Raw genomic sequence first — 19258 nt, forward strand, 5'->3', positions numbered from 1 at the left:
AACGCCGTTCGCCGGTAGATGTGCCGCTCAGCGTTTATTTTCTCGGACGCCGCAGCGCCTCGTTGAGCTGGTCGAACATCACCGCCCAGTCGGCATCTTCGTCGATACTGTCTTTCAGAAACGCTCGCTGGCTTGAGGTCCAGAACGGCGCATCGACCAGCTTGATATCGCTTTTTAGCGGCGAATGGCTGGTTATGAATTGATCAATCCCCTTCGGATCGTCAGGTAATCCCAGTTGCTTGAACAATTCGGAAAACTTGTGGTTTGGTGCTTCCATGGGGCACTCCTTAGAGCCAGGCCGGGCATCCACGACGCCAGCCTGGCAGTGGGTTGATCATCAGCAAACCTCGCGCACTTCGGCGTTTGGCACCAGTTTCAGGTACTGCGTCATGTTCATGTGGATCAGGTGATCGTGATCACCAGCCTCGACATAGATATCGCCCTGACGGGTCAGGGTCGGATCGAGCACCATCTTGATCGAGTACGCGTCACCCAGCGCCGGAATGGCGCCGCGTTCGCAGTCGCCGAACAGGTGTGGCAGGCCGCTTTCATGGGTCATTTGCCATGCGCCGGTAGCGCGCACCTTGCTCATGTCCAGGTGACGGTTGGCCGGTAGCACGGCCATCAGGTAGTTGCCGTGGCGGTCGTCGAGCATGACCGACTTGGCCACCCGCTCGGCCGGTACACCCGCGGTACGCGCCGACTCAAGGCTGGTGGATGAGTGCGGGTGAGGAACAATGTCGTAATCGCAGCCGGCCTTGTCCAGGCATTGCTGCAGGGTTTTTGCCATTCGCATGATGCACCTCCGGATATAGCCCCCCCACTTCTGAAGTTTAGGCCGTGCTGCCTCAAGCAGCCGACTAAACTTATTGGACACGCACAGCCCGGGTGAATTCAGGTGATCGCTCGCTGGTGTCGGCACCTGCTGCTTTTATTGATGCTCGGCGCGCTGACGAGCGGCGTGGCAGCGCCCGGTAATCCGGTGCTGGTTTTGAGTATCGATAACGCTATCGGCCCGGCCAGTGCCGACTATCTGGTGCGCGGCCTGGAGCAGGCCAAGGCGCAGCAGGCGCAATTGGTGGTGATCCGCCTCGATACCCCCGGCGGGCTCGACAGCTCGATGCGCGCAATCATCAAGGCGATTCTCGCCAGCCCCGTGCCGGTAGCCACTTTCGTCGCCCCCGGTGGCGCCCGGGCGGCCAGCGCCGGTACCTATATCCTCTACGCCAGCCATATCGCCGTGATGGCCCCGGGCACCAACCTCGGCGCGGCCACGCCGGTGCAGATCGGCGGCCTGCCGGGCACGCCCAAGGACCCGGCCGCTCCGCCCGCTGCGCCCACCGGCGATAAACAGGCACCGAACAGTGAACAGGACACCCTGACCCGCAAGCAGATCAACGACGCCGCTGCCTACATTCGCGGCCTGGCGCAACTGCGTGGACGCAACGCCGATTGGGCGGAACAGGCGGTACGCGAATCGGTCAGCCTGCCGGCCAATGACGCCTTGCGCCTGAAGGTCATCGATCGCATCGCCAACGACCTGCCCGATCTGCTCCGCCAGCTCGACGGCACCAGCCTCGAAGCCGCCGGCCAGCCGGTACAGTTGCACACCGCCAACGCGGCCATCATCGAACGCGAGCCGGACTGGCGCACGCGCCTGCTGGCGGTGATCACCAACCCCAGCGTGGCGCTGATCCTGATCATGATCGGCATCTACGGGCTGATGTTCGAGTTCATGAGCCCAGGCTCCGGGGTTGGCGGGGTGATCGGCGGCATCTGCCTGCTGGTCGCCCTGTATGCCCTGCAGCTGCTGCCGGTGAGCTACGCCGGGGCGGCGCTGATCATGCTCGGCATCGCCTTCATGATTGCCGAGGCGTTCTTGCCCAGTTTCGGTGTGGTCGGCTTTGGCGGCATCGTCGCCTTCGTGGTCGGCGCGGTGATCCTGATGGACACCGACGTGCCCGGCTTCGGCATCCCCCTGGCGTTGATCCTGACCCTCGCCCTGCTCTCGGCGCTGCTGCTCGGCGGCGTGCTGGGCATGGCCATGAAGGCGCGCAAGCGCGCGCTGGTCAGCGGTGATGCCGGGCTGGTGGGCAGCCTGGCAACGGTGATGGCGGTCAATGACAGTGATCCGTTCATCGGTTCGGTGCAGGTGCAGGGCGAACAGTGGCAAGCCCAGTGCCAGACGCCATTGCAGGTGGGGCAACGCGTCCGGGTGATTACACGCAAGGGCGTACTACTGGACGTCAGCGCCGAGGCACAAGCGCCGGAGCAAGGAGACTGAAATGTTTTTCGAACTGGGTTTTGGCGCCTTGCTGGCGCTGCTGGCGGTGCTGTTGCTGTCGGCGTTTCGCATCCTGCGCGAGTACGAGCGCGGCGTGGTGTTCCAGCTCGGGCGCTTCTGGCGGGTCAAGGGGCCGGGGCTGGTATTGCTGATTCCGGGGATTCAGCAGATGGTCCGGGTCGACCTGCGCACCGTGGTGCTGGATGTGCCGCCACAGGATGTGATCACCCGCGACAACGTCTCGGTCAAGGTCAACGCGGTGCTGTACTTTCGCGTGCTCGACCCGCAGAAGGCGATCATCCAGGTCGAGGACTTTCTCATGGCCACCAGCCAACTGGCGCAGACCACTTTACGTGCGGTGCTGGGCAAGCATGAACTGGATGAACTGCTGGCCGAGCGTGAGCGGCTGAACCTGGATATTCGCCAGGTGCTGGACGCGCAAACCGATGCCTGGGGCATCAAGGTGGCCAACGTCGAGATCAAGCATGTCGACCTCAATGAGTCGATGATCCGCGCCATTGCCCGTCAGGCCGAGGCTGAACGGGAGCGGCGGGCCAAGGTAATCCATGCCGAAGGTGAGCTGCAGGCGTCGGAGAAACTGATGCAGGCAGCGGAAATGCTCGGCCGCCAATCGGGGGCGATGCAACTGCGGTACATGCAGACCTTGGGCAGCATTGCCGGCGACAAGTCGTCGACCATCGTGTTTCCGTTGCCGATCGAGATGCTCAAGGGGCTTGTGGATAAGTAAGGCTGGCTCCCACAAGGGCTCTGTTTACACAGCACCTGTGGGAGCTGGCCTTGCCGGCGATGCAAGGCGCAGCCTTGCCGCTCTCACCAACCGCCACCCAACGCCAGGAACAAGCCAATCTGCCCCATCGCCACCTGGGTATTGGCCGCCGCCAGTTGCGCACGCATGTCGGTATAGGTACGGGTCGCCTGCAGGTCAGCGAGGAACGACTCGCGCCCGGCCTGGTAAAAGCGATGGGTCTGATCCGCCGCCAATTGCGCAGAGCGCTCGGCATCAGCCAAGGCATCACGCCGCTCCAGCAATGCGCTGTACTGCGCAAGGCTGGTCTGGGTTTCACGAATGGCGTTGAGCACCACGCCGTCAAAATGCGCCAACGCTGCCTGGGTCGAAGCCTCTGCTTCACGAATACGCGCCCGCGAGCCATTGGTCGGTACATTCCAGGTCAGCAGTGGGCCGAAGCCCCAGCGATTGGTCGCAGGTTTGCCCAGGTTCTCGAGGATACCGATGGTGCCCACCTGAGCACCGATGCTGATGTCCGGATACAACTGCCCGGTGGCCACGCCAATGGTCGCCGTGGCCGCCGCCAGGCTGCGTTCGGCCTGGCGGATATCCGGGCGGCGCTTGAGCAGCGCCGCGCCATCACCCACCGGCAGTACCTGGGCGATATGCGGCAGCTCGGCGCAATCGCCAGTACCCGCCGGCAATTGATTGACCGGCTTGGCCAGCAGCATCGACAAGGTATACAGGCCCGCTTCACGTGCAGCTTGATAACGCGGCAGTTCGGCGCGCAACGATTTGAACTGGGTCTGCGAACGGGTCACCTGGGTTTCGTCACCTCGGCCAGCGTCACGCAGGCGCTGGGTCAGGGTCACGCTTTGTTCCTGCAGGTCCAGGGACTCATGGGCGATGTGGTATTCCTCGTTGGCCGCACACACCTGGGTATAGGCGCGCACCACGTCCGCCACCAGGGTAATGCGCGCAGTATCGGCGGCGGCCTGGGTCGCATCGGCATTGGCCTGGGCGGCCTCGACGCCACGCTTGAGGGTGCCCCACAGGTCAAACTGGTAGGAAGCGCTGATAATCGCCTCACCAATGTTGGCCACCGGCACCTTCTCTGGCAGCAGGAACGCCTCGCCAGACTCTTGCAAACGCTGGGCGCCCAGCTTCACGCCACCATTGAGGCCGCCCTGGGCCTCGGCTTCTTCGACCTGGGCACGGGCCTTGGCGATGTTCGCCGCCGCCACGCGCAATTCGCTGTTGGCCGCCAGGGCCTGGCGCACCAGTCGATTGAGACGTTCGTCCTGATACAGGTGCCACCAGTCTTTGGGCACCGGTGCCGAGACCACGCTGTCGGCGTCCTGGCGCAGCTCGCCCTGCAGGTCGGCGCGCTGGATAGCGGCGTCCTTGGGCACTTGGTAATCCGGCCCAACCATCTGGCAGGCCGACAGCAGCAGGCTCAGGCCGAGCAGCGACAGCCGTTTCATTGCCCGTTGCCCTCAACGATCGACACCGTCGCGGTACGCCCGGCGATCATGCGAAAGTCCGCGGGTACTTCATCGAAGGCGATGCGCACCGGAATTCGCTGGGCCAGCCGCACCCAGCTGAACGCCGGGTTGACGTTGGGCAGCAGGTTGGCGCCGCTGCTGCGGTCGCGGTCCTCGATACCGGCGGCGATGCTCTGCACTCGCCCACTCAGGCGTGTGTTGTCGCCGAGCACACGGATATCCACAGCCTGGCCGATGTGAATGCCGGCCAGCTTGGTTTCTTCGAAGTAGCCATCGACATGGTAGGAGTCGCTGTCGACCACCGACAGCACTGGCCGCCCGGCGCTGACGAACTCATGGGCACGCGGCGCGCGGTCGTTGAGGTAGCCATCGACCGGGCTGCGCACCACCGAGCGGTCGAGGTTCAGTTGCGCGGCATCCACCGCCACCTGGGCTTCGGCCAGCGCCGACTCGGCACGGGCCTGGCGCGACTGGCTCTCTTCCAGTTGCTCCTGCGCCACCAGGTTGCCCAGGCCACGGTTACGCCGGGCTTCACGCTGGGCCTGGGCCAGGGTTTCCTTGCGCTCGGCCAGGGTCGCCTGGGCCTGGCGCAGGGCCAGGTGGAAGCGGTCCTGGTCGATGGTGAACAGCACGTCGCCGCGTTTGACCACCTGGTTGTCACGCACTTCGACCTGCTGAATCAAGCCGGAGACATCCGGGGCAATCTGGATCACATCGGCGCGAATGTGCCCGTCCCGGGTCCAGGGCGCGAACATGTAGTACATGACCATCTGCCAGACCAGTACGGTCGCCAGCGTCACTACCAGCAGGGTCAGGACCACGCGGCCCAGGGTCAACAAGGGTTTTTTCATGGCAGCATCAGGTTTCGGCAAAAGTGATCGACCGTGCCGAGCAGCACGGCGTAAAGCGCAACGTTGAACAGCGCCCGGTGCCAGACCAGGCGGTAGAAGTGCACGCGGTTGAGCAGCGCGTGCACACCGAGAAACAGCAAATAGGTGAGGACCATCATCACCAGCAGCGTGGGCAGGAACACCCCGCTGATATCCAGATCTCCGATCACAGCGGCGCTCCATCGATGCCGTAGGGCAGTTGTGACTGATCGCCGGACGGCTCCAGCACCACCTCGACCCCCGGCAACAGTGCCAGGCGCAAGCCGCTCAGGGCGTGCAGCAGGTGCACGCGGGCTTCGGCGCAATCAGCCAGGTCGTTGAGGTTCAGCGCACGGCGGGCGCGCTCCATGCTCTGCAACAGCACCTCGGGAGCATGCAGGCGACGGCGGGCATCCAGGCAGGCCTGGAAGTGTTCACCCACCTCTTCCACCACCCGCTCCAGCAACTGGCGCGGATGCGCGCCGACCCGGGGCATGTAGGCCAGCAGGTCGAGCAGGTTCAGGCCCACGCGCAGGTCACGCAGGGCAGTGCCGGTGTCCTGGCCGGTCTGGGTCAGGCGCGGCAGTTGCTGCATCAGCCGGTCGAGCATCTGCACACCCAGGTGGCGGTGCTCGGCCAGCGTGGCCGGCTGGGTCATGCCGACGATGTCGTGCCAGCTGAAGCGGGTCAGGCGCTTGGCCGCCAGCTCGACGCCGAACGGGCGCACCACCAGGGTCCAGACGAAGGCGAACAGCAAGCCCACCGGCCCGGCCAGGTTGGCGTTGATAAAGGTCAGGAAGTTGGCGTCGTAGGCGCCCTGGATGCTGATGAAGGAGGCGGTGTTGACGATGGTCAGCAAGGTGCCCAGGTAGAAGCGCGGCTGCACGGTCAGGGTGCCGACGCAGATGCACGGCACGGCGAAGGCCAGCACCAGCATCGGGAAGTCGTGCAGGTTGGGCAGCACCAGGAACAGGTAAAGGCTGGCGAACAGCACCGACAGCGAAGTCCAGAAGAAAAACCGGTAGATCTGCGGCGCCGGGTCGTCCATGGCGGCAAAGAAGCTGCAGGCCACGGCAGCGAGAATCACCGCGCTGCCACCGTCGCCCCAGCCAAGCAAGATCCACAGCGTGGTGGCGACGATGATTGCGCTGACGGTGGAGAACACCGAGTACAGCATCAGCCCACGATCAAAAAACGGCGTCAGCCGGCCCAGGCGCCAGTGCCGATAGACCGCGCGCCAGGGCGACAGGTCTTCGTTGCGGATGGCGTGCTGCAGGCTGCAGCAGTCCTGCCACAGGTCGACCCACTCGGCCAGGCGATAGAGTGCGTTGGACAGCAGCAGAGAGGCGCGTTCATCAAGGGCCGCGGCACTCGGTTGCAGGTGTTCGATTTGTGCACGCAACGCTGACCAGCGCGCCGCCGAGGGGGCCTGCGCGGTGCCTTGCAGCCAGGCACGGGCCGCAGTCAGCAACGGCTGCAATTGTTCGGTCTGGGCCGGGGCGCGGCCTTCAAGGGCGAGCAAGGCGTCGTCGAGGGCATCGATCACCGGCAGCAGGTGGATCATCCGCCCGCGCAGCTCGCGGGCGTTCTTCACCGTTTGCGGGCGGGCGCCTTCATGGGACAGCTGGCCAATCATCAGCTCCAGCGAGTTGAAGGTGGTGACCATCGAGGCGCGCAAGCCGCCGACCTTATCGGCGCTGGCTTCGCGGGCCAGAAAGGTATCGCTGTAACGGATCGCCTCGCTGAACCAGTTGCCGGTGGCGCCAACCAGCACCGGGGTCAGGCGCCGCGGCCAGAAGATCGCCCCGACCACCGCCGCACAGACAATGCCCAGGCAGATTTCCTGGGCCCGCGAAGAGGCGATATCGAACACCGCCAGCGGGTCGTCGACCACCGGCAGGGCAATCATCGGCAAGGTGTAGCCAGCAAGCATCAACGCATAGCTGTTGGCGGTGCGCAGGTGCAGCGAGAGGAACAGCAAGGTGCCGGTCCACAAGGCCACGGCGACCGTCAGCAGCACCGGCGTCTGCACCAGCAGCGGCACCAAAAACACCGCCCCGGCAGCGCCGAGCAAGGTGCCCATGGCGCGATACAGAGCCTTGGAACTGGTCGGCCCGACGAACGGGCTGGAGACGATATAAACCGTGGCCATGGCCCAGTAAGGCCGTGGCAGCTGCATGAGCAGGGCAATGTACAGGGCAATCATCGATGCGGCGAAGGTGCGCACACCGTAGAACCAGTCGCGCGCGGGCGGCATTGAGCTGAAAAATCCGCTCACGCCGGCACGCCCGGGGTGCGCTGGGCGGCCTCTTCGAAGGCGCGCAGTACGCGCAGGGTGGCCAGCAAGTCAGCTTCGTCGATGCCCTGGAGCACTTCGCGGCGCAGGCGCACCAGTTCGCCTTCGATGGCTTCAGCCAGCACCCGGCCGCTGGCGGTCAGGCTCAGGGCCTTGGCTCGACGGTCGACCGGATCTTCAGTGCGGCAGACGAAGCCGGCATTGCACAGCTGGTCGAGCAGGCGCACCAGTGACGGGCTTTCGAGCCCTGCCGCTTGCGCTACGGCGACCTGATGCACGCCATCGCCCAGCCGCACGATCATCAGCAGTGGCACCGCGCAGGCTTCGGAAATGCCGTAGCCGGCCAGGGTCGCCTGGCAGATGCGCCGCCAGTGCCGGCCGGCCACCACCATACCGCTGCTGATGTTGAGTTGCAGTGCGTCGAGGGTCATGAGGGGAGGTTCGTGGCTATATTCATAGTTTGCTAACTATCAATATTCTTCGATCACCGCCCCTGCCGTCAATAGTGGCTGACAGACGTCGTGTTCACGGTTGCAACTGATCGTCCAGCTTCATGTTCAGCGCCAGCTTGCTGCCCAGGCTGATCGCCTGCTCGCGCCAGAACAGGTAGCGCAGGGCGTTGTTGGTCTCGCTAAAGTGCAGTGCCAGCTCTTCGGCGGCCTGCATCACCCCGGCCACAGCGGCCAGCTCCAGCCAGTACACAGCAGCTTTGCTATCGACGTTGACCGACAGCCCATGCAGCAGCCGGTAGCCGACCTCGAAGCGGCAGCGCGCTTCACCGCGCTGGGCGCCGCGCAGGAACCAGTGATAGGCCTGCTGCAGATCGACCTGCCATTCCTGGGTATCGCTGTCGCAGATTTCTTCCTCGTAGAGATCGCCCAGCGCTGCGGCGGCGTGTTCCAGGCCACGCTCGAATGCCTGCTGGTAATACTCCGCCGCGCTGGCATAGGCCACCTCGACGCCTTTGCCGAAGTAATGCTGCTGGCCAAGGTTGAACCAGGCCGCGGCACTGCCCTGCAGGGCCGCCATGCGCAGCAGGTGCCCGGCCAGGGTCGGGTCGGCGCGCCAGTACTTGCCATTGAGCCAGATCCAGCCCAGATCGTTGAGCGCACCCACGTTGCCTTCCAGGGCCTGGGCGCGCAGGTCTTCGTACTCCGCCTGCAGGTCGCTGGCCTCATCCAGGCGGCTGATCAGACTGAAACTTTCGCCCAGCGCTGCCCGCTGGCTGGGCATGCCGACCCCGGCGTACAACCGCTGCAGGCGGCCGGGCCGGCCGGGCGCAGGGATGATCCGCTCGGGCAACAGGCGCTCAAGCAGTGGGTAAATGTTGCTGGCAGCTGACATGTTCGTCCTCATTGAACTACCCACAGATCCAACAGCGGGAGTGATGAGGCGTGATTCTGCGCACGGTCACGACAAAACCTGTCGCGAACGATTCAGTTAGGGCACTCAACTGCTTCATCCTTGATCTGGATACATAAATGGCTAATTGCCATATCACTGCGCTGGCGCCATGCTACAACCGCAAGCCTAGACAAGGACGCCACCTTTTGCCCTCTGCCACGACACGTGCCACCCTCAGCCGCCAATGGGAGTTGCTGCGCCAGTTGCCCAGCCGCTCACCGGGGATTACCAGTGCCGAGTTGGTCGGTCGCCTGCAGGACGCAGGTTTTTCCATCAGCAAGCGCAGCATCGAGCGCGACCTCAACGAGCTGTCACTGATCTTCCCGCTGGAGCGTAACGACAAGAGCATCCCGTACGGCTGGCACTGGGCGGCCAACGCCTGCATCGAATTGCGCGGTATCAGTGTCAGCGAGGCCCTGAGCCTGGCGCTGGTGGAAGAAGCGGTACGCCCGCTGTTGCCGGGGAGCATGCTCAAGGTGCTGGACCCGCGCTTCAGCCATGCCCGGCAGAAGCTCGAACACCTGTCGGGGGCGAACAAGGTGGCGCGCTGGCTGGACAAGGTCGCCAGCGTGCGCCCGGACATGAACATGCAGGCCCCGGAAGTGCCCGACAGCATCCTCGAGACCGTGCAACACGCGCTGCTCGAGGAATACCAGCTGCACTGCCAGTACTACTCGGCACATAACGACAAGCTCAGCGAGCTGACCCTCAACCCGCTGGCGTTGATCCAGCGCGGCCAGGTCAGTTACCTGATTGCCACTGCCGTGCCCTATACCGACATTCGCCAGTTCGCCGTGCATCGCTTTCGCAAGCTGCGCATCCTCGACAGCCCCACCGAGGGCCTGCGCGCCTTCGATCTGCAGGCGTACCTGCGCAGCGATGCCCTGCAGTTCGGCGATACCGACAAGATCGAACTGCAGGCCTGGATCAGCGACAACCTGGCCCGCCTGGTGCGCGAGACGCCACTGTCGGCCGACATGCACCTGACTCCGCTGGAAGCTGGCCACCGCCTGCAGGCCACCGTCAGCAACAGCTGGCAGCTGCGCTGGTGGCTACTGAGCCAGGGTGACGGGCTGATCGTCGAACAGCCCCTGAGCCTGCGCCGACAGATTGCCGAAACCCTCAACAATGCCGCGGCGCAATATCAATCGGCCTGAGCCTTTCAGCGCTGCATGCCCCAGCGGCGCACGGTGACACGCTCCAGGGTGTTGAACACCAGGCTTTCGACCAGCAGGCCGATCAGGATCACGACCGCAAGCCCAGCGAAAACCTTGTCGGTGTACAGCTCGTTGCGGTTCTGGAAGATGTACCAGCCCAGCCCGCCCTTGCCGCTGGTGGCGCCGAACACCAGCTCGGCGGCGATCAGCGTGCGCCAGGCAAAGGCCCAGCCGATCTTCAGGCCCGAGAGGACCGACGGCAGCGCCGCCGGAATCAGGATATGCACCACCAGGCGCAAGCCGCGCAGGCCATAGTTGCGCCCGGCCATGCGCAGGGTCTCGGAGACCCCGAGAAAACCCGCGTAGGTATTCAGCGCCAGGGCCCAGAGCACCGAATGCACCAGCACGAAGATCAGGCTGTTGTCGCCCAGGCCGAACCAGAGCAGCGCCAGCGGTAGCAAAGCGATCGCCGGTAGCGGGTTGAACATCGAGGTCAGGGTGCTGAGCAGGTCGCGGCCGAACTGGGTCGACACCGCCAGGCTGGTCAGGCCGAAGGCCAGGACGATCCCCAGCAGATAACCCTTGAGCAGTACCACCAGCGACACGCCGACCTTGGCCGGCAACTCGCCGCTGAGCAGGCCGTCATACAGGGCTGCTGCGGTTTGCACGAAGCTGGGCAGCAGCAGGTCATTGTCCTGGTAGCGGGCGATGGCTTCCCAGGCCAGGGCCAGGAGGATCAGGATCAGGCCCTTGCGCAGCCAGCCCTGTTGCCAGAGGCGCTGGCCCAGCGGCAGTTCGCGTTCAACGGGGATACTGAGCAGCGGCTCGAGGACAATTTCGTATTCCTGACGCGGTGTAACAGTTGTGGTCATGGCAAAACTCCCGGTCAGTAGGCAATGCGAATGTCGGCGAAACCCAATGCCGGGTCGTGCTCGGCCTGGGCATCGTCGTCGAACAGCAAACGGTGGATGCGCCGCGCCGACGCCTGGAAGTCGCTGGCGCCAAGGCTCTGCAGGTCGTACTGGTGGCTGTGGATTTCGGCGCGCACCCGGCCCGGATGGGGCGACAGCAAGAGGATGCGGTTGCCCACCACCAGCGCTTCTTCGATCGAATGGGTGACGAACAACAGAGTGAAACGCACCTCTTCCCAGAGCAGCAGCAACTCTTCCTGCATCTTGCGCCGGGTCAGGGCGTCGAGGGCGGCGAAGGGTTCGTCCATCAGCAGGATCTTCGGCTGCATGGCCAGCGCCCGGGCAATCGCCACGCGGGCTTTCATGCCGCCCGACAGGGTATGCGGATAGGCATCGGCAAAGCCGGCCAGGCCGACTTTTTCCAGGTAGTGCAAGGCGCGTTCTTCAGCCTCCCTGCGCTTGAGCGTGCCCGAGGCCAGCAGCGGGAACATCACGTTGTGCTTGACGGTTTTCCATGGCGGCAGCTGGTCGAACTCCTGGAACACCACGATGCGATCCGGGCCCGGGCCATGCACGGCCTGGCCCTGCAGGCGGATCTGCCCTTCCCTGGGCTCGATGAAACCGGCCACCGCCTTGAGCAGGGTCGACTTGCCGCAGCCCGAGGGCCCGAGCAGGACAAAGCGGTCGGCCTTGTCCACTTCGAAACTGACCTGGTGGGTGGCCCGCACCACGCGCTGCGCAGTGCGGTACTCCAGGCTTACGTTATCCACCTGCAGCAGCGGCGGCGTGGCGACGCTGCTCAATTTGCTGACCGTGTGGCCTTGCAATGGGGTGTTCATCCGGCTCAGCTCCCTTGCAACGGTTTCTCGTCCTGGAAGAAATAGTCTTTCCAGGATTCGGGTTTGTGCTTGATCGCGCCCACGCGGTAGAGGAACTCGGCCAGCGGATAGGTGTTCTTCGGCGTCACGCTGAATTCGTACTGCGGGTTGTCGATGATCTTCAGCAACGCCTCGCGATCGATCTTGGCCTTGGTCACGCGGATGTAGGTGTCGGCTGCGGCGGCCTTGTCGTTCTGGGCAAACTCGGCGGCTTCGGCCAGGGCATCGACGAAGGCCTTATAGGTCTTGGGGTTGTCGTTGCGGAATTTTTCGGTGGCGAACAGCACGGTCGGCGAGTTCGGCCCGAGCAGGTCGTAGGTGTTGAGCACCACGTGCACGTCCTTGTTGGCCAGCACCTGGTCCTGGAACGGCGGGTTGGAGAAGTGCGCGTTCAGCTCGGTGCCGCCAGCCAGCAGGGCCGCCGTGGCATCGGGATGGGGGACGGCCAGGGTGTATTTGTCGAGGCGGTTGTACTCCTTGTCGCCCCATTGCTTGGCGGCGGCGTACTGCAGGAAGCGCGACTGCACCGAGACACCCACCGCCGGCAGGGCAATGCGGTCTTTCTCGCTGAAGTCAGCGATGGTCTTCACCTTGGGGTTGCTGCTGACCAGGTAGTAGGGGAAGTTGCCCAGCGAGGCCACGGCCTTGACGTTCTGTCGGCCCTGGGTGCGGTCCCAGATGGTCAGCAGCGGGCCGACTCCGGCACCGGCGATGTCCACCGAGCCAGAGAGCAAGGCGTCGTTGATCGCGGCGCCGCCAGACAGCTGCGTCCAGTCGACCTTGATGTCGATGCCCTGCGCCTTGCCGTGCTTCTCGATCAGGTTCTGATCGCGCACCACGTTGAGCAGCAGGTAAACAATGCCGAACTGTTCGGCAATGCGGATTTCCCCTTCGGCCTGGGCCGTGGCCGGTGCTACCAGACTGCCGGCGAGCAGGCTGGCACCCAGGCCGATACTGGCCGCCAGGCGGCTGATTGATTTGCGCATGCTGTACTCCTCGAGTAATCAGAACGGGGCATCGCCCTGGATGGTGGTGCGGTACAGCTTGCGGCGCAGGTGCGCGGGGCAGCCGCTGGCCAGGTGGATCAACGAGCGGTTGTCCCAGAACACCAGGTCATGGGGCTGCCATTGGTGGCGGTAGATGTTCTGCTCAAGCACGCTGTGGGCGTAGAGCTCGGCGAGGAGCTGCCGGCTTTCGTCTTCAGGCAGGCCGACGATGCGGGTGGTGAAGCCTTCGCTGACGAACAGCGCCTTGCGGCCGTTTTCCGGGTGGGTGCGTACCACCGGATGGATCACTTCCTGGACCTGGGCCAACTGCTCGGCGGTCAGGGCCGGGCGCCAGTTGCCTTCGAATTTGGTTTCGCTGTAGCGGGCAGTGTAGGAATGCGCGGCGCTGCGGCCTTCGACGGCTTTGCGCAGGGCCTCGGGCAGGCCGTCCCAGGCCTTGTGCATGTCGGCGAACAAGGTGTCGCCGCCTTCGCTGGGCAGCTCCTGGGCGTGCAACATCGAACCCAGGCTTGGCAGTTCCTTGTACGACAGGTCCGAGTGCCAGAACTTGCCGGCATCGCCCAGGCCGATGTTCTGCCCGTTTTCGACGATGTTGGAGACGATCAGGATTTCCGGGTGGCCGCTGAGCAAGAACTGCTTGAGCACGTGGATCTGCAGCACGCCGAAGCGGCGGCTGAAGGCGATTTGTTGTTCGGGGGTAATGCGCTGGTCGCGAAACACCAGCACGTGGTGATCGAGATGGGCCCGGTGGATCCGGGTGAAGTCTTCGCTGCTGACCGGTCGGGTCAGGTCCAGGCCGATGATCTCGGCGCCGACGGCACCACTGAACGGCAGGATTTCGAAGGCTTGCTGCTGTGCGCTGTCGATGGACGACAAGGCGTTAGAGGCCGCTGACATGATTCACTCCCACGCAGAGCGCGCCCAAAGGTGCGCGCATCGATCAGAAACTCACGGTGTTCCGTGTTGGTTCGGTCGTGCGGCGCGCCGATTGGTCGACAGGTACGCAGGGGAGTGACTATAAAGTCATAAGAGAAAGAATTTAAATATCTTTAGAGCATAAGCATATGGTGAGCTTCAGGCCCTCATCGCTGGCAAGCCAGCTCCCACAAAGTCCAACTGTGGGAGCTGGCTTGCCAGCGATGCTTTTAGCGCTCGCGCAGCGCTTCGGCCCGGGCGCGGATGATCGGCTTGAGCAGGTAGCTCAGCACGCTTTTCTTGCCGGTGATGATGTCCACCGAAGCGACCATCCCCGGGATGATCAGCAGCGGCTTGTCGTCGGTGCCCAGGTGGCTGCGCTCGGTGCGCAGCTTGATCACGTAGAAGGTGTTCTTGTCTTCGTCGGTGATGGTGTCGGCGCCGATCTGTTCGAGCTTGGCCTTGAGGCCGCCGTAGATGGTGTAGTCATAGGCGGTGAACTTGACCATCGCCTCTTGCCCCGGGTGCAGGAAGGCAATGTCTTGCGGACGGATGCGCGCTTCGACCAAAAGGGTGTCATCGAGCGGCACGATCTCGACCAGGTCGCTGCCCGGCTGGATCACCCCGCCAACGGTGTTGACCAGCAGCTGCTTGACGATACCGCGCACCGGCGAGGTGACCAGGGTACGGTTGACCCGATCGTCCAGGGCCTTGCCGGTGGCCTGGGCCTTGCTCAGGTCGGTGCGCGCCTCATTGAGTTGGGTCAGGGCTTCGCTGCGGAACTTGCCGCGGGTCTCGTCGATCTTGCGCTCGACTTCCTTGATCGCCGACTCGGCACGCGGAATCGCCAGCGAGGTGGCATCCAGCTGGCCGCGGTTCTCGACCTCGGCACGCTTGAGGCGCAGCACTTCAACCTGGGAGATCGCGCCCTGAGCCACCAGCGGCTCGGACATGCTGATCTCCTGGCGCAGCAGCTGCAGGCTGTTGCGGTACTGGCCCTGCTTGGAGCTGAACTCGCGCAACTCTTGCTGGCGCTGCACCAGTTGCTCCTGCAGGCCGCCGATTTCGTCCTGCAACTGCTGGCGGCGGCTCTGGTACAGGGACTCTTCGTTGGCGGCCTGGCTCGGCGCGGCCTTGCGGATTTCTTCGTCGATCTTCAGCGGCCGGTCTTCGACCTCGGCGCTCAGGCGCTCGACACGCAGGGCCATGGCCAGGCGATCAGCCTCGGTCTCACCGACGTTGGAAACGAACCGGGTATCGTCCAGGCGCAGCAACGGGTCGCCCACTTCGACGATCTCGCCCTCTTTGGCGTAGATCTGCGCAACGATGCCGCCTTCCAGGTTCTGGATCTTCTGCAGTTTCGACGACGGGATGGCCTTGCCTTCGCCACGGGTGACTTCGTCGATAATGGCGAAATTGGCCCAGAGGCCAAGGAACAGGAAGAAGCCGATCACCCCCCAGATGGTCAGGCGCACGATGCGCGGCGCATCTTCGATCAGCGCCTTGTTGACCTCGGGCAGCGGCTGGCCGCTGAGTGATTCGGAACCCTTGAAATACCTGCGCAGGCTGTCCTTGATCTGGCCCATATCCATCTTAAGCAACACTGATCTGCCCCTTCTTCAGCGCATCCATGACGGCGGCTTTCGGGCCATCCGCGACTATCTGCCCGCGATCGACAACGATCAGGCGGTCGACCAGTGACAACAGCGAAGCCCGGTGAGTCACCAGGACCACGGTCTTGTTCTCGATGACCACTTGCAGGCGTTGCTTGAGGCGTTCTTCACCGGTGTTGTCCATGGCGCTGGTCGGCTCGTCGAGCAGCAGGATCTGCGGGTTGAGCAACAGGGCACGGCCGAGGGCGACGTTCTGCCGCTGACCTCCGGACAGGTTCTGGCCCCGCTCGCCAACCTGCAGCTCGTAGCCTTGCGGGTGCAGGCGGGCAAATTCGTGAACCCCGGACAGTTCGGCGGCCTGCAGGACCAATTCGTCCTCCACGTAACGGGCACCACTGACCAGGTTGTCGCGCAGGGTACCGGCCAGCAGCTGGATGTCCTGGGGCACATAGCCGATGTTGTGGCGCAGCTCGCTGACGTCGATCTGGCGGATGTCCACGCCATCGACCAGCAACGAGCCGGCATCGGCTTCGTAGAGACCGACGATCAGTTTGGCCAGCGAGCTCTTGCCCGAGCCGCTGCGACCGATGATGCCGATCTTCTCGCCGGGGCGGATCGATACATTGACGCCCTTGAGCGCCAGGTTCTGCTGGTTGGGGTAGGTGAAATCGACGCCGCGAAACTCGATGGCGCCCTGCAGTACCTGACGGCTCAGCGGGCGTTCTTCGAAGTTGCGCTCTTGCGGCAGTTCCATCATCTGGTCGGTGGAGACCATGGTCACCTTGGCTTGCTGATAACGGGTCAGCAGGCCGGAGAGCTGGCCCAGCGGGCCGAGGGCGCGGCCACTGAGCATGTAGCAGGCAATCAGGCCGCCCATGCTCAGGTTGCCAGCCATGATCTGGTAGACACCGGCGCAGATCAGCGCCACGCCCGCCAGTTGCTGGATCAGCAGGGTGATGTTCATCGCCAGGCCCGAGAGCACCTTGACCCGCAGCTCGAGGCGGCTGAGGGTGCCGATGGTCTGCTCCCACATGTACTGACGTTCGCTTTCGGCGTTGTTGACCTTGACCGCATCGAGCCCGGCGAGGGTCTCGATCAGGCTCGACTGGCGCTCGGAGGCCAGTGCCATGGTTCGCTCAAGGGTCGCCACCAGCGGCTTCTGCAGGGCATAACCGATGCCCAGGGCCAGCGGGAAGGCGATGATTGGAATCCACACCAGGTGCCCGCCGATGATGGCGATCACCAGCAGGATCAGCAGGGTGAACGGCAGGTCGATCAGGCTGGTCAGGGTCAGCGAGGCGAGGAAGTCGCGCAGGCCCTGGAATTCATGGATGTTCTGGGCAAAGCTGCCGACCCTTGCCGGCCGGTATTTCATGGCCATGCCGACGATGCGTTCGAACAGCGTGGCGGAGATGATCAGGTCGGTCTTCTTCCCGGCCAGGTCCAGGCACAAGCTGCGCAGGCCCTTGAGGATCAGGTCGAAGATGTAGGCGCCGGAGATACCCAGGGCCAGGACCCAGAGGGTCGAGGTGGCCTGGTTGGGCACCACGCGGTCATAGACGTTCATCACGAACAGCGGTGCGGCCAGGGCAATCAGGTTGATCACCAGGCTTGCGGCGATGGCGTCGATGTACAGCCAGCGGCTGCGCTTGAGGGTGTCACGGAACCAGGAGCGCGCCCGCGGGATCAGGTTGCCATGGTTGACGTCGAACTTGTGCTGCGGCTGGGCGAAGAACACCCGGCCACTGTAGTCGCTTTGCAAGGCCTCGCGGCTGACATGCACTTCGCCGCCGTCGCTTTCGCTGAGCAACAGGCGCGCGGTGTCGTCGTTCTCCCAACCCAGCAAGACCGTGCTGCGACCGTCCTTGAGCAGGAGCATGGCCGGCATGGCGATGCTCGGGATCTGCTCCAGCTTGCGTTGCAGCAAGCGGCCCTGCAGGCCGGCACGGGCTGCCGCGCGTGGCAGCAGCTCCGGGCTCAGGCGTTGGGCCGGCAACGGCAGGCCGGTGGTCAGCATGGCCCGGCTGGCGGGCTTCTGGTGCAGCACGCAAAGAGACAGCAGGCTGTCCAGCAACGGATCGTCGTGCTGACTGCGTGGATCATGGCTGAGCTGGACTCGACTGACTTCTGATTCCACGCGGGCTCTCTTAACGGTTGCGGTTGGCTATAACAGTGAACCTCAGTTCATGCCTGGCAGGTTCACTTTCGGTTTAAGGTCGTTCTGCACCACAGAGGCCATCGGTGCGACAACACCCTGGCTCTTGAGCAGCTGACCAATGGTCGCTTTGATTCGATACTGAGTAAACAGCTGGCTGTTCTTCACTTCGGTGAGACGGCGTTGGGCAGTGAAGAGTTCGTTCTCGCTGTCGAGCAAGTCTAGCAAGGTACGTTCGCCCAGGCTGAACTGCTTCTGGTAGGCGGTGCGCACACTGTTGCTGTGATCGACGTATTGTTGGGCGATCGGCAACTGCGCATTGGCGTTGTCCATAGCATTCCATGCCAGGCCTAGCTCCTCATTGAGCTGGCGCAAGGCATTGTTGCGAATGTCCAGCGCCTGGTTGGTCAGGTACGACTTGGATTCCAGGTCGGCCTTGTTGCTACCGCCGGCATACAAGTTGAAGCTCATACGCAGCATAGCCTGCCATTCATTGTTGTGGCCGTTCATGCCATCCAGATCGTTATCGGCCGTCCGTCCGAGTTCTGCATCAAAACGCGGATAGAAAGTAGACTTTGCCGCTGCGTATTGCTTCTCCGCCGCTGCGATATCGGACTCTGCCGAGCGCAGGATCGGGCTGCTCTCGACCATCTGCTGGCGGGCTTCGTCGAGGTTGGCCGGCAACAGGTCGACAAACGGCGTAGGGCTGCTTAACTCGTCCGGCATCTGACCGACCACGCTCAGGTAGTTGGTCTTGGCATCGGCGAGGTTGGTCTGCTCGGTGATCAGGTTGTTGCGGGCCTGGGCCAGGCGCGCTTCGGCCTGATCAAGGTCAGCCAGGCGGCCAACACCACGGGCGGTGCGCAGCTTGATCTGGTCGTAGATGCGCTCGTGGCTGCGCAGGTTGTCTTCTGCCAGGCGGACCATCTCGCGACGGCTCAGGACATCCAGATAGACCTGGGCAACGGTCAGCGCGGTGCGCTCGGATGCACCCAACAGCGAGTAGGCGCGGGAGTTGACGGTGGCTTGCTGGCGGCCGACTTCGCTCGAGGTGGCAAAACCGTCGAAGACCATCTGCCGCAGGCGCACGCTCGACTCACCGCGGTTGAGCGTTTCCCAGCGGTTGCCGGTGCTCGGGCTGTCGGTGCCTTCACGGCCGTAGCCGGCCAGCACGTCGACGCGTGGCAGGTAACCGCCTTTGGCGGCGCGCAGTTGGTAATCGGCAGCGATTCGGCTGTTAACCCCGGCCTGGATTTCCGGGTGTACCTCGAGGGCTTTCTGCATGGCCTCTGGCAGGCTCTGTGCTTGAACGAAACTGGTGGCGAGGACGAAAGGAAGAGCAGTGAACAGTGACGCGCGCATTTAACTTTTTTCCCAGGGACGTCTTGTCCCAAATCACAGCAGAAATCGTTGCTGCATTAGAAAATGGCAACCGGAATGACCTTATGTCGGAAACTTCCGAAGGGGTACTTGGATCGTACGGAGGAAGAGTGGCAGCCGCTCAAATATCAATGTG

The 19258-nt window shown here is 63.7% G+C and carries 18 protein-coding genes; 3 read left to right on the plus strand and 15 right to left on the minus strand.

Annotation, left to right across the window (positions count from 1 at the left end; translation table 11 throughout):
- Nucleotides 1-34 precede the first annotated feature (34 nt).
- Both CCOS864_RS27205 and CCOS864_RS27210 read right to left on the minus strand, forming a co-directional pair.
- On the minus strand, nucleotides 35-277 hold the full coding sequence (locus CCOS864_RS27205; RefSeq protein WP_010222083.1) for a DUF2789 domain-containing protein: 243 nt from the start codon (nucleotides 275-277) through the stop codon (nucleotides 35-37).
- A 60-nt stretch (nucleotides 278-337) separates the two neighbouring features.
- Nucleotides 338-796: an aminoacyl-tRNA deacylase gene (locus tag CCOS864_RS27210; RefSeq protein ID WP_115089482.1), complete on the minus strand. Its 459-nt coding sequence runs from the start codon at nucleotides 794-796 to the stop codon at nucleotides 338-340.
- Between the two features lie 102 nt (nucleotides 797-898).
- On the opposite strand from CCOS864_RS27210, the gene CCOS864_RS27215 reads away from it, so the two are divergent.
- Nucleotides 899-2284 (plus strand): NfeD family protein, encoded by a 1386-nt coding sequence (locus tag CCOS864_RS27215; protein WP_115089483.1) that lies wholly within the window; start codon nucleotides 899-901, stop codon nucleotides 2282-2284.
- Between the two features lies 1 nt (nucleotide 2285).
- On the plus strand, nucleotides 2286-3032 hold the full coding sequence (locus CCOS864_RS27220; RefSeq protein ID WP_038997749.1) for a slipin family protein: 747 nt from the start codon (nucleotides 2286-2288) through the stop codon (nucleotides 3030-3032).
- An 83-nt stretch (nucleotides 3033-3115) separates the two neighbouring features.
- Here the strand turns inward: CCOS864_RS27220 and CCOS864_RS27225 are convergent, their stop codons facing one another.
- The 6 genes from CCOS864_RS27225 to CCOS864_RS27250 form a co-directional block, all read right to left on the minus strand.
- The gene (locus CCOS864_RS27225) at nucleotides 3116-4516 is read right to left on the minus strand and encodes an efflux transporter outer membrane subunit (protein WP_115089484.1); all 1401 of its coding nucleotides are present in this window, start codon (nucleotides 4514-4516) and stop codon (nucleotides 3116-3118) included.
- Nucleotides 4513-5388: an efflux RND transporter periplasmic adaptor subunit gene (locus CCOS864_RS27230; RefSeq protein ID WP_115089485.1), complete on the minus strand. Its 876-nt coding sequence runs from the start codon at nucleotides 5386-5388 to the stop codon at nucleotides 4513-4515. Before CCOS864_RS27230 ends, CCOS864_RS27225 begins: the two co-directional genes overlap by 4 nt.
- Nucleotides 5385-5597: a DUF1656 domain-containing protein gene (locus CCOS864_RS27235; RefSeq protein ID WP_038997753.1), complete on the minus strand. Its 213-nt coding sequence runs from the start codon at nucleotides 5595-5597 to the stop codon at nucleotides 5385-5387. The genes CCOS864_RS27230 and CCOS864_RS27235 overlap by 4 nt, the downstream gene beginning before the upstream one ends.
- Nucleotides 5594-7684: an FUSC family protein gene (locus tag CCOS864_RS27240; protein ID WP_115089486.1), complete on the minus strand. Its 2091-nt coding sequence runs from the start codon at nucleotides 7682-7684 to the stop codon at nucleotides 5594-5596. Before CCOS864_RS27240 ends, CCOS864_RS27235 begins: the two co-directional genes overlap by 4 nt.
- Nucleotides 7681-8133 (minus strand): MarR family winged helix-turn-helix transcriptional regulator, encoded by a 453-nt coding sequence (locus tag CCOS864_RS27245; RefSeq protein WP_115089487.1) that lies wholly within the window; start codon nucleotides 8131-8133, stop codon nucleotides 7681-7683. The genes CCOS864_RS27240 and CCOS864_RS27245 overlap by 4 nt, the downstream gene beginning before the upstream one ends.
- A gap of 94 nt (nucleotides 8134-8227) precedes the next feature.
- Nucleotides 8228-9046, minus strand: coding sequence for a tetratricopeptide repeat protein (locus tag CCOS864_RS27250; protein WP_115089488.1), 819 nt, complete (start codon nucleotides 9044-9046; stop codon nucleotides 8228-8230).
- A 206-nt stretch (nucleotides 9047-9252) separates the two neighbouring features.
- On the opposite strand from CCOS864_RS27250, the gene CCOS864_RS27255 reads away from it, so the two are divergent.
- Complete coding sequence (locus CCOS864_RS27255) at nucleotides 9253-10263, plus strand: helix-turn-helix transcriptional regulator (protein ID WP_115089489.1); 1011 nt, start codon at nucleotides 9253-9255, stop codon at nucleotides 10261-10263.
- 5 nt (nucleotides 10264-10268) lie between these two features.
- On the opposite strand, the gene CCOS864_RS27260 is transcribed toward CCOS864_RS27255, so the two are convergent.
- The 7 genes from CCOS864_RS27260 to CCOS864_RS27290 form a co-directional block, all read right to left on the minus strand.
- Nucleotides 10269-11135, minus strand: coding sequence for an ABC transporter permease (locus CCOS864_RS27260; RefSeq protein WP_115089490.1), 867 nt, complete (start codon nucleotides 11133-11135; stop codon nucleotides 10269-10271).
- 14 nt (nucleotides 11136-11149) lie between these two features.
- A complete protein-coding gene (locus tag CCOS864_RS27265) occupies nucleotides 11150-12013 on the minus strand; it encodes an ABC transporter ATP-binding protein (RefSeq protein ID WP_115089491.1) in 864 nt (287 codons plus the stop codon).
- 5 nt (nucleotides 12014-12018) lie between these two features.
- Nucleotides 12019-13038 (minus strand): ABC transporter substrate-binding protein, encoded by a 1020-nt coding sequence (locus CCOS864_RS27270; protein ID WP_093377476.1) that lies wholly within the window; start codon nucleotides 13036-13038, stop codon nucleotides 12019-12021.
- Nucleotides 13039-13056: 18 nt separating this feature from the next.
- Nucleotides 13057-13956: a TauD/TfdA dioxygenase family protein gene (locus tag CCOS864_RS27275; RefSeq protein ID WP_115089492.1), complete on the minus strand. Its 900-nt coding sequence runs from the start codon at nucleotides 13954-13956 to the stop codon at nucleotides 13057-13059.
- A 248-nt stretch (nucleotides 13957-14204) separates the two neighbouring features.
- Nucleotides 14205-15566 (minus strand): HlyD family type I secretion periplasmic adaptor subunit, encoded by a 1362-nt coding sequence (locus CCOS864_RS27280; protein ID WP_166675625.1) that lies wholly within the window; start codon nucleotides 15564-15566, stop codon nucleotides 14205-14207.
- Nucleotide 15567: 1 nt separating this feature from the next.
- Nucleotides 15568-17724 (minus strand): type I secretion system permease/ATPase, encoded by a 2157-nt coding sequence (locus CCOS864_RS27285; RefSeq protein ID WP_115089494.1) that lies wholly within the window; start codon nucleotides 17722-17724, stop codon nucleotides 15568-15570.
- A 42-nt stretch (nucleotides 17725-17766) separates the two neighbouring features.
- Nucleotides 17767-19104 (minus strand): TolC family outer membrane protein, encoded by a 1338-nt coding sequence (locus CCOS864_RS27290; RefSeq protein ID WP_115089495.1) that lies wholly within the window; start codon nucleotides 19102-19104, stop codon nucleotides 17767-17769.
- Nucleotides 19105-19258 lie beyond the last annotated feature (154 nt).

This window comes from Pseudomonas wadenswilerensis, from assembly GCF_900497695.1.
Classification (GTDB): Bacteria; Pseudomonadota; Gammaproteobacteria; order Pseudomonadales; family Pseudomonadaceae; genus Aquipseudomonas; species Aquipseudomonas wadenswilerensis.